This is a genomic window from Klebsiella sp. Ech2A (assembly GCF_030078455.1).
Taxonomy (GTDB): domain Bacteria; phylum Pseudomonadota; class Gammaproteobacteria; order Enterobacterales; family Enterobacteriaceae; genus Klebsiella; species Klebsiella terrigena.
The window spans coordinates 1-13,849 of sequence record NZ_JAQGFU010000115.1; the positions used below are offsets into that span (position 1 = coordinate 1).

Annotated in this window: 12 protein-coding genes; 2 read left to right on the forward strand and 10 right to left on the reverse strand. The window is 57.7% G+C overall.

What is annotated here, in order from left to right:
• From PFH44_RS18260 to ribF, 6 genes are all read right to left on the reverse strand, one after another.
• On the reverse strand, positions 1–624 hold a 624-nt coding region (locus tag PFH44_RS18260; RefSeq protein ID WP_283825758.1), incomplete at its 3' end, for a nucleoside hydrolase.
• Between the two features lie 65 nt (positions 625–689).
• Positions 690–1,640: a 4-hydroxy-3-methylbut-2-enyl diphosphate reductase gene (gene ispH, locus PFH44_RS18265; protein WP_045860014.1), complete on the reverse strand. Its 951-nt coding sequence runs from the start codon at positions 1,638–1,640 to the stop codon at positions 690–692.
• A gap of 1 nt (position 1,641) precedes the next feature.
• A complete protein-coding gene (fkpB, locus tag PFH44_RS18270) occupies positions 1,642–2,091 on the reverse strand; it encodes an FKBP-type peptidyl-prolyl cis-trans isomerase (protein WP_045860016.1) in 450 nt (149 codons plus the stop codon).
• Positions 2,092–2,188: 97 nt separating this feature from the next.
• Positions 2,189–2,686, reverse strand: coding sequence for a signal peptidase II (gene lspA / locus PFH44_RS18275; protein WP_045860018.1), 498 nt, complete (start codon positions 2,684–2,686; stop codon positions 2,189–2,191).
• Entirely contained in the window at positions 2,686–5,502 is a 2,817-nt protein-coding gene (gene ileS / locus PFH44_RS18280) for an isoleucine--tRNA ligase (RefSeq protein ID WP_283825759.1), read from the reverse strand. Before ileS ends, lspA begins: the two co-directional genes overlap by 1 nt.
• A gap of 44 nt (positions 5,503–5,546) precedes the next feature.
• Positions 5,547–6,485: a bifunctional riboflavin kinase/FAD synthetase gene (gene ribF, locus PFH44_RS18285; protein ID WP_041143981.1), complete on the reverse strand. Its 939-nt coding sequence runs from the start codon at positions 6,483–6,485 to the stop codon at positions 5,547–5,549.
• Between the two features lie 330 nt (positions 6,486–6,815).
• On the opposite strand from ribF, the gene rpsT reads away from it, so the two are divergent.
• Positions 6,816–7,079 (forward strand): 30S ribosomal protein S20, encoded by a 264-nt coding sequence (gene rpsT, locus PFH44_RS18295; RefSeq protein ID WP_283825760.1) that lies wholly within the window; start codon positions 6,816–6,818, stop codon positions 7,077–7,079.
• A gap of 72 nt (positions 7,080–7,151) precedes the next feature.
• Here rpsT and nhaR read toward each other — a convergent pair whose 3' ends face one another.
• From nhaR to dnaK, 4 genes are all read right to left on the reverse strand, one after another.
• Positions 7,152–8,051 carry a transcriptional activator NhaR gene (gene nhaR / locus PFH44_RS18300; protein ID WP_041143980.1) on the reverse strand — a complete coding sequence of 300 codons (900 nt, stop codon included), beginning with the start codon at positions 8,049–8,051 and terminating at the stop codon, positions 7,152–7,154.
• Between the two features lie 52 nt (positions 8,052–8,103).
• A complete protein-coding gene (gene nhaA / locus PFH44_RS18305) occupies positions 8,104–9,279 on the reverse strand; it encodes a Na+/H+ antiporter NhaA (protein ID WP_283825761.1) in 1,176 nt (391 codons plus the stop codon).
• A 224-nt stretch (positions 9,280–9,503) separates the two neighbouring features.
• The gene (gene dnaJ, locus PFH44_RS18310; RefSeq protein ID WP_283825762.1) at positions 9,504–10,640 is read right to left on the reverse strand and encodes a molecular chaperone DnaJ; all 1,137 of its coding nucleotides are present in this window, start codon (positions 10,638–10,640) and stop codon (positions 9,504–9,506) included.
• Between the two features lie 87 nt (positions 10,641–10,727).
• Positions 10,728–12,644: a molecular chaperone DnaK gene (gene dnaK, locus PFH44_RS18315; protein ID WP_045860027.1), complete on the reverse strand. Its 1,917-nt coding sequence runs from the start codon at positions 12,642–12,644 to the stop codon at positions 10,728–10,730.
• 523 nt (positions 12,645–13,167) lie between these two features.
• On the opposite strand from dnaK, the gene satP reads away from it, so the two are divergent.
• Positions 13,168–13,734: an acetate uptake transporter gene (gene satP / locus PFH44_RS18320; RefSeq protein ID WP_045860029.1), complete on the forward strand. Its 567-nt coding sequence runs from the start codon at positions 13,168–13,170 to the stop codon at positions 13,732–13,734.
• Positions 13,735–13,849 lie beyond the last annotated feature (115 nt).

Here is a 13,849-nt window from a genome sequence, read left to right on the forward strand (position 1 = left end):
GTTGAGCGTCGGCAGCGTGGCGAGATATTCCGGGGCGAGTATGGCCTGATTGGTGACGTCCAGCCCGCACATCACAATCTCCAGCCCGCTCTGAAACACCTTCGCCGCGGCTTCCGGATCGATGGCAATATTGAACTCGGCGTTGGGGGTGAAGTTACCCCGCCCGGCGGATCCGCCCATAATGACCAGACGGCGAATGTTAAACCGGCACTCCGGATACTGCGTCAGCAGCAGCGCAATGTTGGTCAGCGGGCCAATGGCCACCAGCGTCATCGGCTCCGGGGCATGCATCAGCGCATCGCGAATGGCCTGAAACGCCGGTTTCGGCAGCGGCTGGCAGCGATGCTCGACAAACTCATACCCTTCCATCCCCGACTCGCCGTGAACGGAGGCCGCATCGCGCAGCGGGCGCAGCAGGGGCATTGAGGCGCCCTGGGCCAGCGGCACGTCGGCGTTCCAGAAATGCAGCAGCTGCAGCGCATTGCGGGTGGTTTTTTCCACCGACACGTTGCCGGCCACCGTGGTCATCAGCTGCAGATCCAGCTCGGGCGCAAACAGCGCCGCGGCGATCGCCGCCGCATCATCAATGCCGGGATCGGTATCAAGAACTATCGGTAAGCGCATAAATTCTCCAAAAAAAATGCCAGACGTTAAGTCTGGCATCTTCGCATACTGACGGCGTAAAGAACTTACTCTACTTCACGGACGTCAACCCGCAGCTCTTTCGGCACTTCAAAGACGATGTTCTCTTCGCGCCCTTCCAGCGGCACCGCGTCGCCGCCGCCAAGCTCCTGCAGGCGAGCAATCACGTTCTGCACCAGGATATCCGGCGCCGATGCGCCGGCGGTTACGCCCACGCATGTGGCCGCTTTGACCCACGGCTCCTGGATATCGGCCGCATCATCGATCAGATACGCCGCTTTCCCCATGCGCTGCGCGAGTTCGGCCAGGCGGTTGGAGTTGGAGGAGTTCTTCGACCCCACCACCAGCACCACGTCCGCCTGCTCCGCCAGCGCGCGTACCGCTTCCTGACGGTTGGTGGTAGCGTAGCAAATATCGTCTTTACGCGGCCCGACGATTTTCGGGAAGCGCTCGCGCAGGGCGTCAATGACGTCGGAGGTGTCATCGACGGAGAGCGTGGTCTGAGTCATAAACGACAGCCTGGCGTCGTTTTTCACTTCCAGCGTCCAGACGTCGTCCGGCGACTCCACCAGGTACATGCCCCCCTGCGGGTTGCTGTACTGGCCCATCGTCCCCTCAACTTCCGGGTGACCGGCGTGACCAATCAGAATCGACTCTTCGCCGCGGCGGCTGGCGCGAGCCACCTCCATATGGACCTTGGTCACCAGCGGACAGGTGGCATCGAAGACCGTCAGGTCGCGATTTTTTGCCTCGTTGCGTACCGCCTGGGAGACGCCGTGGGCGGAGAAAATCAGGATCGCGCCGTCCGGCACTTCGCTGATTTGCTCGATAAAAATAGCGCCGCGCTTGCGCAGGCTATCGACCACATAGCGGTTGTGCACCACTTCATGACGAACATAGATCGGCGCGCCGTACAGCGTCAGCGCGTTTTCGACAATGCTGATAGCGCGGTCAACGCCGGCGCAGAAGCCGCGCGGGTTAGCCAACAGGATCTGCATTTTACTCCTCCAGCGCCGGATCGACTTCCAGCACTTCAATATCAAAATGAACGGTGCGCCCGGCCAGCGGATGGTTGAAATCAACGGTGATGGAATCGCCGTTAACTTCCCGAATCACGCCGGGCATTTCGCTGCCATCCATTGCGGTAAAGAGCATAATTGCGCCAATTTCCGGCTCGCCCGCATCGATAAACTCGCGGCGGGAGAAGTACTGAATCAGGTCCGGGCTGGGTACGCCAAACGCGGCATCAGGCTCGAGGGAGAAGTTGGTTTTATCCCCCGCCTTCAGCCCCAGCAGGTGCTGCTCGAGCCCCTCGGAGAGCGAAGCGTCGCCGAGACGGAACAGCGCCGGCTTGCCGTTATTGCGCGTAGACTCCGCGGTGGAGCCATCATCAAGTTTCAGCGTGAAGTGCACCAGCACCCCGCTGTTGCTCTGTACAGAGTTTGACATGCAGGTTTGCTCTAAGTTGGTTCTGCGTTTCCCCCGCGCGGCGGCGGGGTACGCTTATAATGTAGGCCGGGCCGGCGAAAACGCCACCCGGCAGGGATTACGCGGTTTTCTTCGCAGCGCCGGGCAAAAAGCCTTCCAGCACAATCAGCGCCGCGCCGATACAGATGGCGGTATCGGCCAGGTTGAAGGTGGCGAAATGCCACTCACCGACGTAAAAATCAATCATATCGACGACAAAACCGTGCCACAGCCGGTCGAACAGGTTGCCTAACGCCCCGCCAATAATCAGCGCGTAGGCGATGTTATTGAGCTTCTGCGTCGCCTTCGAGCGGTACATTAGCACCGTCAGAATCACGCAGATGCCGAGGGCAATTCCCGCAAAGAACCAGCGCTGCCAGCCGCCGCTATCGGCGAGGAAGCTAAAGGCCGCGCCGTAGTTGCGCGCATAGTGCAGGTTCAGCGATGGGAACAGCGAAACCGTATCCCCCAGAGCAAAGTTCTGGAGGATCAGGAATTTGCTGCCCAGATCGATAATCAGCACGGCGACGACGACCCACAGCCAGCGTAGCCCGGTTGAACAGACAGATTTACTCATCAGGCAAACTTACGTTGTTCGCCGTCACCGGCGACGTTGCTGACACAGCGACCGCAGATTTCCGCGTGTTCCGCCACCTTGCCGACGTCGCTGGTGTAGTGCCAGCAGCGTGGGCACTTATCGCCTTCCGCTTTGCTCAGCACAACCCGCAGACCCTTCAGCAGTTCGCTCTGCCAGGCATCGGCCGGCGCCTGCGCGTAATCGGCCACTTTCGCCCCGGAGGTCAGCAGGACAAAGCGCAGCTCGTCGCCCAGCGCGTTCAGCTTGGTCGCCAGCTCGCTATCGGCATACAGCGTGACCGCAGCCTCAAGGGAGCCGCCCACCAGCTTGTCGGCGCGAGCCTGTTCGATGACCTTGTTCACTTCACCGCGCACTTTTAGCAGTTCGTCCCAGAAGCCGTCGTTCATCGCTTCATCGTCGGCCAGGCCGAACAGGCCTTCATACCACTCACCGGTGAAGACGTATTTCTCGCGGGAACCCGGCAGGTAGCCCCAGATTTCGTCGGCGGTGAAGGACATGATCGGCGCCATCCAGCGCACCAGCGCTTCCACGATGTGGAACAGCGCGGTCTGGCAGCTGCGACGCGCCACGCTGTCCGCTTTCGCGGTGTACTGGCGGTCTTTGATGATGTCGAGGTAGAACGAGCCCATCTCGATGGAGCAGAAGCGCATCAGGCGCTGCACCACTTCGTGGAAATCGTAGGACTCGTAGGCTTTGAGGATATCTTCCTGCGCCGCCTGCGCGCAGCCGACCGCCCAGCGATCGAGCACCACCATCTCTTCCGGTTTCACCATGTCGGTCAGCGGGTCGAAGCCGTTAAGGTTCGCCAGCAGGAAGCGCGCGGTGTTACGGATACGACGATAGCTGTCGGCGGCGCGTTTGAGGATCTCATCGGAGACCGCCATTTCGCCGGTATAGTCGGTGGAAGCCACCCACAGGCGCAGGATATCCGCGCCCAGCTTGTTCATCACGTCCTGCGGAGAGACGGTATTACCGATGGATTTGGACATCTTGCGGCCCTGGCCATCAACGGTAAAGCCGTGGGTCAGCACCTGGCGATACGGCGCTTTGCCCTTCATCGCCGTGGAGATCATCAGCGAGGACATGAACCAGCCGCGGTGCTGGTCGGAACCTTCCAGATACATATCGGCGGCGTGACCGGAAAACTCCGGACGCACGTCAACCACCGAGGAGTGGGTAGAGCCGGAGTCGAACCACACGTCGAGGGTATCCGGCACTTTCTCGTAGCTGTCGGCATCGGCACCGAGGATGTCGCGGGAGTCGAGATCCCACCACGCCTGAATACCGTCAACCTCAACGCGCTTCGCCACTTCTTCCATCAGCTCCAGGGTGCGCGGATGCAGCTCCTGGGTCTCTTTGTGCACGAACAGGGACATCGGAACACCCCAGGTACGCTGACGGGAGATACACCAGTCAGGGCGGTTGGCCACCATCGATTCGATACGCGCCTGGCCCCAGTCCGGGATCCACTGCACGCCTTTAATCTCTTTCAGCGACTGCGCGCGCAGGCCTTTCTGATCCATGCTGACGAACCACTGCGGCGTGGCGCGGAAGATGATCGGCGACTTGTGGCGCCAGCAGCACGGATAGCTGTGCTGCATTTTTTCAACGTGCAGCAGCGCGCCGCTGTCACGCAGCAGCTCAACGATGATGTCGTTGGCTTTGAAGACGTTGATGCCGTCCAGCGACGAATAGGTTCCCGGCAGGTAGGCGCCGTCCGGGCCGACCGGATTGGCGATTTCCAGGCCATATTTCTGGCTGATGGTGTAGTCGTCAGGACCGTGGCCGCCGGCGGTATGCACCGCGCCGGTACCCGCATCGAGGGTAACGTGGTCGCCGAGGATCGCCGGAACGTCGAAGTCGAGGAACGGATGCTTAAAGCGCATCAGCTCCAGCTCGGCGCCGTTGACCACCGCAAGGATGGTGTAATCCGCAACGCCCGTACGCTTCATGACGCTTTCCACCAGGTCTTTCGCCAGGATCAGCGCCTGGCCGTCAACCTGCACCAGCGCATAGTCGAACTCCGGCGACAGGGAGATCGCGCGGTTAGCCGGCAGGGTCCACGGGGTGGTGGTCCAGATAACCAGGGAGACCGGACCGCTGACGTCGGCAACGCCGAACTTCGCCAGCACCGCCGCTTTATCGACGGCGTGGAACGCCACGTCGATAGACGGAGAGGTTTTGTCGTAATACTCAACTTCCGCTTCCGCCAGCGCGGAGCGGCAGTCTACGCACCAGTGCACCGGCTTCGCGCCTTTGTGCAGGTGGCCGTTGCCGATGATTTTACCCAGCGCGCGGATGATATTGGCTTCGGTTTTGAAGTCCATGGTCAGGTAAGGACGCGACCAGTCGCCCAGCACGCCAAGACGGATAAAGTCTTTACGCTGGCCGTCAACCTGGGTCGCGGCGTATTCGCGGCACTTGGCGCGGAACTCGGCCGCGGTGAACTTCTCTCCCGGTTTGCCGTACTCCTGCTCCACTTTCAGCTCGATCGGCAGACCGTGGCAGTCCCAGCCCGGCACGTAGGGAGAATCATAGCCCGTCAGCCCTTTGGACTTAACGATAATGTCTTTCAGAATCTTGTTAACCGAGTGACCAATATGAATGCTGCCATTCGCATAAGGAGGGCCATCATGCAGAATGAAGGTTTTTTTGCCTTTTTTCGCCGCACGGATGATGCCGTACAGATCATCATCGGTCCAACGCGCCAGCATTCCCGGTTCGCGTTTGGCGAGATCGCCACGCATCGGGAACCCTGTTTCCGGCAAATTCAGGGTGGATTTATAGTCACTCATCAGATTCTCGGTTCCGTATTTCGGTTTGATAAACACCAACAGGTTTATGCCTGCCTGGTCAGCCCAAAAAGCTCGCGGGCCGTTAACTCATCACGTGCAATTTGCGCCTTCAGCTCATCGAGCGACGCAAACCGCTGTTCGTTACGTATTTTTTTACGCAGTATTACATCTATATGGCGACCGTAGAGGTCCATTACAACGTCCAGCAGATGCACTTCCAGCTGTTGACGGACGCCGGCGACCGTTGGGCGAGTGCCAATATTGGCGACACCCGGCAAAGGTTTGTCGCCAAGCCCCGTTACTTCTACCGCATAGACCCCTTTAACCGGGGAAACCTGACGACGCAGCGGTAAGTTCGCCGTCGGGAAGCCAATGGTGCGCCCCAGCTCATCGCCGTGCACCACGCGCCCGGAGATGGTAAACGGATGGCCCAGCAGGGTTTCTGCAAGGACAAGATCGTCGTCCGCCAGCGCCTGCCGCACCGCAGTACTGCTGATGCGGACGCCGCCTTCACAGAAGGTCTGGGTGCTGGTGATGTCGAACCCAAACTCCACCCCGGCTTTCTGTAATAACAAGAAATCCCCCTGACGACCAGCGCCAAAGCGGAAATCATCGCCCACGGCGAGGAACTGCACGCCCAGCCGGCGGACCAGCAGCTCGCTGATAAAGTCCTGAGCGGTCAGAGCGGCAAAGCGTCGGTCGAACCGCACGCACAGCACGTAGTCGACGCCGCTTTCAGCCAAATAGCGCAGCTTTTCACGCAGGCGCGTCAGGCGTGCAGGCGCCTTATCGGCGGCAAACAGCTCCAGCGGCTGCGGTTCGAAAATCATCACTACCACCGGTAAGCCACGCTGGCGGCCCTCTGCGCGCAAGCGCTGCAGCAGCGCCTGATGCCCGCGGTGCACACCGTCAAAATTACCAATGGTCAGCACGCACCCGTGCGGGGCCTGGCTGAGATTATGTATGCCGCGTATCAGCTTCATGTCTGGCTCAAAACAGTGAAAATCGTCCGAGTATACCTTGTACAACTGGCGACGTTAACCAGCGATTGCACCTCTTCGTTGAAAGATCCCGAGAATTCATCAACTCAGCGCTGGAACGCGGGGAAAACTACGCGCGCCCGTCGATTTTTATGGTGGAAAGGCTGTATTCGCCCGCAACAAGCTGGTAGAATCTTGCGCCATCACTACGTAATGAAGCGTCGTTGTTTTAAGCGCCGCTTATTTGCACAAATCCATTGACAAAAGAAGGCTAAACGGGCATTCTCCTCGGCCTTTGAATTGTCCATATAGAACACATTTGGGAGTTGGACCTTGGCTAATATCAAATCAGCTAAGAAGCGCGCCGTTCAGTCTGAAAAGGCCCGCAAGCACAACGCTAGCCGTCGCTCTATGATGCGTACTTTCATCAAGAAAGTATACGCAGCCATCGAAGCTGGCGACAAAGCTACTGCACTGAAAACATTTAACGAAATGCAACCAATCGTGGACCGTCAGGCTGCTAAAGGTCTGATCCACAAAAACAAAGCTGCGCGTCATAAAGCAAACCTGACCGCTCAGATCAACAAACTGGCTTAATCGCCTGCTTGTTATCGCTTTGTAAAAAAACCCGCGAAAGCGGGTTTTTTTATGCCTGAAATCTGCTGCCCGTCAGCGCGGCGGCGAGGTAAAGAGCGCCGAGTAGTCGCGGTTGCAGATACGCTGTACCGCCGGATGCTGGATCATGCGTTCGGCAAAGATGGCGTGATACTCCTCCATCACGTTCTCCATCCGGCCGATCTCAATAATCGACTCGTCGTGGTAGAAATCATGCGCGTAGAGCGTCGGCGCGACAAAAATCGCGTTGTGCGCCGCGCCGAACGCCTTCATCAGCGCCGCGTCATCAAACTCCCCAAGGATCTCAACCTTGAGCCCCTGCGAATTAAACCAGTTCAGCAGCTTGCGGCCAAGCATCGAACGCCGGCCGGGGATCAGCAGGCGACGCTCCTCAAGGCAGGCGGGAAACGGCTTCTCCGGCGGCGGATTCATGCACCAGAAGCTCACGCTGCATTCGCCGATGCGCACCGAAAACAGCCCCTCCTGCTGGGTTGAGTCGATGGGGCAGTCGGAGATAATCATATCGAGCTTATGCTGGCTCAGCTGCTCCAGCAGCATCTCGTGGGTCGATTCAAAGCAGCGCAGGTGGATCTGCTCATCCTCAACCACCGCCGCATCCAGCACGCCGCTCACCAGCCGCTTCGACAGCGCATCCGCCACGCCAACGTCGAACAGCAAATTCGACTCCTTGCGGTAGTTGACGATATCCAGCATCTCCTGGCTGAGCGTGAACATGCGATCGGCGTAGCGGAACACCAGCTCGCCCAGCTCGCTCGGCTCCAGCCCCCTGCCCTTACGCTTAAAAAGCTTGCCCTGCAGGCGCTCTTCAAGCGCTTTAATTTGTCCGGTGATGGTCTGCGGCGTCAGAAACAGCGCTTCCGCCGCTCCGACCACGGAGCCTTCCTTGTAGACGTGCCAGAAGTAGTACAGATGGTTGTAGTTAATATGCGACATGCTTCTCTCCCTGATAATGTCCTGGAGAGCCTCTGCAGGCTCTCCGAAAGTATTACGCCGAGTGGGTGGGAACCGTTATGCGCTTGCGCAGCAGCAGATATCCGCTGACGGCCGATAGCACCGAGCCGGTCAGAATGCCAAGCTTGGCCCAGTTGATTAAGCCGGGGTCAGTGCTGGCAAACGCCAGGCTGGCGATAAAAATCGACATCGTAAAGCCGATCCCGCAGAGCACGCCGACCGCCATAATCTGCGGGAAATGAGTCCCTTCCGGCAGCGAAGCCCACTTCAGCTTCAGCGCCAGCCAGCAGAACAGGCCGATTCCCAGCGGCTTGCCAATAAACAGCCCGGCAATAATCCCCAGCGGCAGCAGAGACGTCAGCCCCTCAGGCGTTACCCCTTGCAGCGAGACGCCCGCATTAGCAAAGGCAAAGAGCGGCAGGATAAGCCAGGCAACCCACGGGTGCAGAACGTGCTCAAGCGCCTTCGCCGGCGATTTGCCATCCTGCTCCTTCAGCGGGATCATAAAGCCGACAATGACCCCCGCTAAGGTGGCGTGAACCCCGGACTTCAGCACCGCGGTCCACAGCACGGCGCCGACCAGAATATAGATACCGGTGCGCCGCACCCCGCTCAGGTTCAGCAGCGCCAACACGCCAATGGCCCCCGCCGCCACCGCGAGCGACAACACGGAAAGGTCGTTGGTGTAGAACAGCGCGATAATCACGATCGCGCCCAGGTCATCAATGATCGCCAGCGCCATCAGGAAAATCTTCAGCGCCACAGGCACGCGGCTGCCGAGCAGCGCCAGCACGCCCAGCGCGAACGCAATATCGGTTGCCGCCGGGATCGCCCAGCCCCCTCTGGCAATCGGGTCCTGGGCGTTAAACGCAAGGTAGATAAGCGCCGGGACGATCATCCCGCCCAGGGCGGCCAGCACCGGGAACACCGCCTGACGACGGCTGGCCAGCGCTCCCTGCATCATCTCGCGCTTCACTTCGAGGCCGATCAGCAGGAAGAAGACGGCCATCAGCGCGTCGTTAATCCACAGCAGCATGTTCTTGTTGATTTCCAGCGCGCCAACGCGCAGCTGAACGGGCGTTTCCAGAAAGGAGTGATACAGACCGCTGGTGGCGCCGGTATTTGCCAACAGCATCGCCAGCACGGCGGCAAAAATGAGGATGATGCCCCCGGAAGCATCGCTACTTAAAAAACGCTGCAGATGTTTCACTTTTTATTCTCTCTATCAGGATTATTCATCGTTTAAAATATTCTAATCGCCATAACAGCTCGAAAAAATAAGTTTATTATTGCTCCGTCGTTCGGTTTTTACGAAATGAGAAGAGAAGGATCAGAAAGGGTCCGAACGAGAAATTCAGGCAGTAACTAACGGAGAGACGGCGAGAAATAAAAAAGCCACTTCGCAATAAAGTGGCTTTTTACACGGCACGATGATTAGCGCGTCAAATCATCGAAGAATTTCTTCACGCCGTCAAAGAAGCTTTTGGAGCGCGGGCTGTTGTTCTCACCCGTCGGGCCGCCGAAGCTTTCCTGAAGTTCTTTCAACAGCTGCCGCTGCTTGTCGTTGAGGCCAACCGGCGTCTCAACCACCACGCGGCACAGCAGATCGCCCTGCGCGCCGCCGCGTACGGACTTGACGCCTTTACCACGCATGCGGAACAGCTTGCCGGTCTGCGTTTCGCCAGGCACCTTCAGATTCACGCGGCCGTCCAGGGTCGGGACTTCAATCTCGCCGCCCAGCGCCGCCATGGTGAAGTTAATCGGCACTTCGCAGTACAGGTTATTGCCTTCGCGCTCAAAGATGGCGTGCTGCTTCACCTGGACCTGAACGTACAGATCGCCGGCCGGAGCGCCGTGCTCGCCAGCTTCACCTTCGCCAGACAGACGAATGCGATCGCCGGTGTCTACGCCTGCCGGGATTTTAACCGACAGCGTTTTAGTTTTCTCTACGCGACCGTGACCGTGGCATTTATTGCACGGGTCTTTGATCAGCGTACCGCGTCCCTGACAGTGCGGACAGGTCTGCTGAACGGCGAAGAAGCCCTGACGCATCTGCACCTGGCCGGCACCGTGACAGGTCGGACAGGTCTGCGGCTTGCTGCCCGATTTCGCGCCGCTGCCGTGGCAGACGTCGCACTCTTCCAGCGTCGGGATGCGGATCTCTTTCGTTACGCCGCGAACCGCTTCTTCCAGCGTCAGATCCATGTTGTAGCGCAGGTCAGCCCCGCGCGACGCGCGCTGACGACCGCGGCCACCGCCGAAGATATCGCCAAAAACATCGCCAAAGATATCGCTGAAATCCGCGCCACCGCCGAAACCACCGCCGCCGCCGCCCATGCCGCCCTGCTCAAACGCGACGTGTCCGTACTGATCGTAGGCCGCACGCTTCTGATCATCCGTCAGGATCTCGTAGGCTTCTTTGATTTCTTTAAATTTAGCTTCGGCCTCTTTATCGCCCTGGTTGCGGTCCGGGTGATATTTCATGGCCAGGCGCTTGTACGCCTTTTTGATTTCACGCTCTTCCGCTGTTTTGGAAACGCCTAAAATCTCGTAATAATCTTGCTTTGCCATTGGTGTTTTTCAGCCCCTTAACATGCGTGCACGGGCGGAGAGGAAACCTCTTCGCCCGTGCCAGTGTTTTACCCGTTCAAAGGGCGATTATTTTTTGTCTTTCACTTCTTCAAACTCAGCGTCAACGACATCGTCGTCTTTCGCGTTGCTTTCGGAAGCTTCAGCACTGCCAGCCTGCTGCTGAGCATGCTGCTGCTGGGCAATTTCCATCAGCTTCTGGGAAGCCTGGGCCAGCGCCTGCATTTTCGCTTCAATATCGGCTTTGTCTTCACCTTTCAGAGAAGCTTCCAGCGCGGTCAGCGCAGACTCGATCGCAGTTTTGTCATCGGCCGGCAGCTTGTCGCCCGCTTCTTCAACCTGCTTACGCGTGCTGTGCAGCAGATGGTCGCCCTGGTTACGGGTCTGAACCAGCTCTTCGAACTTACGGTCAGATTCCGCGTTCGCTTCTGCTTCACGAACCATTTTAGCGATTTCTTCTTCGTTCAGGCCGGAAGACGCTTTAATGGTAATTTTCTGCTCTTTACCGCTGTTTTTATCTTTCGCGGAGACGTGCAGGATACCATCGGCATCGATATCGAAGGTCACTTCGATCTGCGGCATGCCGCGCGGTGCCGGGTTGATGCCGTCGAGGTTAAACTGACCCAGTGATTTGTTATCGGAGGCGCGTTTACGCTCGCCCTGAATCACGTGGATAGTTACCGCAGACTGGTTATCTTCCGCCGTTGAGAACACCTGGCTGTGCTTGGTCGGGATAGTGGTGTTCTTGTTGATCAGCGCAGTCATCACGCCGCCCATGGTTTCGATACCCAGCGACAGCGGGGTCACGTCCAGCAGCAGAACGTCTTTAACTTCACCAGTCAGCACGCCGCCCTGAACCGCTGCGCCGATAGCAACAGCTTCATCCGGGTTAACGTCTTTACGCGGCTCTTTACCAAAGAACTCGGCGACTTTCTTCTGCACCATCGGCATACGAGTCTGACCACCAACCAGGATAACGTCCTGGATGTCGGATACGGACAGGCCAGCATCCTGCAGCGCAACTTTCAGCGGCTCGATAGAGCGGTTAACCAGGTCTTCTACCAGGCTTTCCAGCTTCGCACGGGTCACTTTAATGTTCATGTGTTTCGGACCGGTAGCGTCTGCGGTGATGTACGGCAGATTCACGTCGGTCTGCTGAGCGGAAGAAAGCTCGATTTTCGCTTTTTCTGCCGCTTCTTTCAGGCGCTGCATGGCCAGCGGGTCGTTACGCAGGTCAATGCCCTGATCTTTCTTAAACTCGTCAACGAGGTAGTTGATCATACGGCTGTCGAAGTCTTCGCCACCCAGGTGGGTATCACCGTTGGTTGCCAGAACTTCGAAGGTTTTCTCGCCGTCAACTTCGTCGATTTCGATAATAGAGATATCGAAGGTACCACCGCCGAGGTCGTAAACCGCGATAGTACGGTTGCCAACTTCTTTATCCAGACCGTAAGCCAGCGCGGCTGCGGTTGGTTCGTTGATGATACGCTTAACTTCCAGACCCGCGATACGACCGGCGTCTTTCGTCGCCTGACGCTGAGCATCGTTGAAGTATGCAGGTACGGTGATAACGGCTTCAGTTACCGGCTCACCCAGGTAATCTTCCGCGGTTTTCTTCATTTTCTTCAGCACTTCAGCAGAGATCTGCGGCGGTGCGGTGCGGGTACCTTTCACATCAAGCCATGCGTCGCCATTGTCTGCGGCAACGATTTTGTACGGCATGATAGAAACGTCACGCTGAACTTCTTCATCCTGGAAGCGGCGACCAATCAGGCGTTTAATCGCAAACAGGGTGTTTTGCGGGTTTGTCACTGCCTGACGTTTAGCCGGCTGACCAACCAGAGTTTCACCATCCTGGGTATAAGCAATGATAGAAGGCGTGGTGCGATCGCCTTCGGCGTTTTCCAGCACGCGAGCAGTAGTGCCATCCATAATCGCTACACAAGAGTTGGTAGTACCCAGGTCGATACCAATAATTTTACCCATCTAAACGTCTCCACTAAAAATTCAGTCAACATGTGGTTGTGAACCTGTAATAAGGGCGAAACGTGCGGTTTCAACTGCCCAACATCTTTTTTTTTCAGGTTCATTCACTGCGGTTGACTACAAGATGGGGTCGCCCACCGCTTCATCAAGGGGGGAGGCAAAAAAATTTTTATCTTCATCGCCCCACGAAGCCGGCCGTCGGCGAGGGCGTTTTCCCGATATGACTCAAAAAAGCGCGCCTCACGGCGTTCATACGCTGGGGCCCCCGTAAAGGGACGATGAGTCTGCTTAGCGAGTCCGCCCCCGCGTTGAAAGACCAGAAGCTCGACGGATCATAGCCTTACGAACGCCTTTGTCCGCCTGGCCTCAGGCAAATGCCCGACATCGTTTAGAGAGTGTGTAAAATTGGTGAAAAATACCTCGCCAGATCATAGACAGCCTGGCGACTCCTCATTATTATGCCGCGCCCCACCGCTGAGCGACGGGGTAATGCTTCCCTTTCTAATCATTATTTTGAGGAATTATGGGCAACACTAAGTTGGCTAATCCGGCACCGCTGGGCCTTATGGGCTTCGGCATGACCACTATTCTGCTTAACCTGGCGAATAGCGGCCTTTTCGCGTTTGATGTAGCTATCCTGGCGATGGGCATTTTTTACGGCGGTATTGCGCAGATTTTCGCAGGCCTGCTGGAATTTAAAAAGGGTAACACCTTTGGTTTAACCGCTTTTACGTCCTACGGCGCCTTCTGGCTGACGTTGGTCGCAATTCTTCTCATGCCGAAAATGGGCCTGGCAGAGGCGCCGAATGCGCACTTCCTGGGCATGTATCTCGGACTGTGGGGAGTGTTCACACTGTTTATGTTCTTCGGTACCCTGAAAGCCGCACGGATGCTGCAGTTCGTCTTCCTCAGCCTGACCGTCCTGTTTGCCCTGCTGGCAATTGGTCACCTGGCCGATAACGAAGGCATCGTTAAAATCGCGGGCTGGATTGGTTTAGTCTGCGGCGGTAGCGCGATTTATCTGGCGATGGGCGAAGTGCTCAACGAGCAGTTTGGTCGCACCGTTCTGCCAATCGGCGCGCCTCATTGATAGAAGATACCCTCGCCTTATGGCGAGGGTATTGAGCAGTCGCGCTAAGGCAGGCGCTGCAGTTCTCCAGCCGCGGCGGCGCAATTTCCCCCCAGCCCCTGACGCAGCCAAATCC